Annotated in this window: 1 protein-coding gene; it reads left to right on the forward strand. The window is 34.9% G+C overall.

The genetic code is table 11. The annotated features are described in order from the left end of the window. Positions 1–599: IS1595-like element ISAcra1 family transposase (locus tag IRT38_RS10700; protein WP_227592160.1), on the forward strand; the 599-nt coding region annotated here is incomplete at both ends.

Below are 599 nucleotides of genomic sequence, written 5' to 3' on the forward strand. Positions count from 1 at the left end.
AGTAAATTAAGTCACTACAAGATTAAAAAAATTATTCAATGCTTTTGTGTTGATATTCCTGCTTCCAAAACAGCCTTATTACTCAATTTAAATCGTAATACGATTAACTATTGGTACATGCTTTTTAGAGAAACTCTCTATGATCATCAAACAGATTTAAGAGCTAAGTTTGTTGGTTCAATAGAAGTAGATGAAAGCTATTTTGGAGCGAAAAGGCAACGTGGGTTTCATGGAAAGTTAAAGCGTGGTCGTGGGACTCTAAAACAGCCAGTATTTGGAATATTCGAACGTAATGGGCGCGTCTATACTGAAATCGTACCTGACTGTAAAATGAAGACTTTACAAGATGTTATCATTGGTAAAGTTTCACTTGAGAGTGTGATTTATAGTGATGGATGGCGTGGCTATAATGGTCTTGTTGATGTAGGTTATTCAAAGCATTTTAGGGTAAATCACGGAGCAAATGAGTTTGCTAGAGGACAATGCCATATAAATGGAATAGAATCATTTTGGAGCTTTTGTAAAAGAAGGCTAGCAAAGTTTAACGGCATATCAAAAGAGTACTTTGATTATCATCTTAAAGAAACTGAATGGCGTTG

This window comes from Acinetobacter sp. SK-43, from assembly GCF_015351505.1.
Classification (GTDB): Bacteria; Pseudomonadota; Gammaproteobacteria; order Pseudomonadales; family Moraxellaceae; genus Acinetobacter; species Acinetobacter junii.